General features: G+C 68.1%; 1 protein-coding gene. It reads right to left on the bottom strand.

The annotated features are described in order from the left end of the window. Positions 1 to 555, bottom strand: a 555-nt coding sequence (locus AC3WQZ_RS35735; protein WP_492302174.1) for a polysaccharide deacetylase family protein, incomplete at both ends; no start/stop codon positions are given.

Genomic DNA, 555 nt, shown 5'->3' with positions numbered 1-555 from the left:
CCGTAGTAGTCCGAGTCGTACAGGAGGCCGCCGTGCTCCACCACCAGGCGGCGCGTGTTGGGGCTGTCGCGGCCGGTGTACCAGCCCAGCGGCAGTTCGCCGGTCAGGTCCTTGATGATCTGCATGCCGATGCGCATGTGCTCGCGCTCGGTGGCTTCGTCGATGCCCTGGTAGTGGATCCAGCGCCAGCCGTGGCAGGCGATCTCGTGGCCCAGTTCGACAAAGGCGCGGGTCAGTTCAGGATGGCGTTGCAGCGCCATCGATACGCCGAAGATGGTCAGCGGCAGGCCGCGCTTCTCGAACTCGCGCAGCAGGCGCCAGACGCCGGCGCGCGAGCCGTATTCGTAGATGCCCTCCATGCTCATGTGGCGGTCGGGGTAGGCCGCGGCGCCGACGATCTCGGAGAGGAACTGCTCGGAGGCGGCGTCGCCGTGCAGCACGCAGTTTTCGCCGCCTTCTTCGTAGTTGAGGACGAACTGCAGCGCAACGCGCGCACCGCCCGGCCAGCGGGCGTGCGGCGGCCGGGCGCCGTAACCGATGAGATCGCGTGGATAG

Source organism: Cupriavidus sp. FW305-26 (assembly GCF_058787975.1).
Note: the sequence above shows the minus strand (reverse complement) of the source record. Positions and strands in the feature narration are given on the sequence as shown.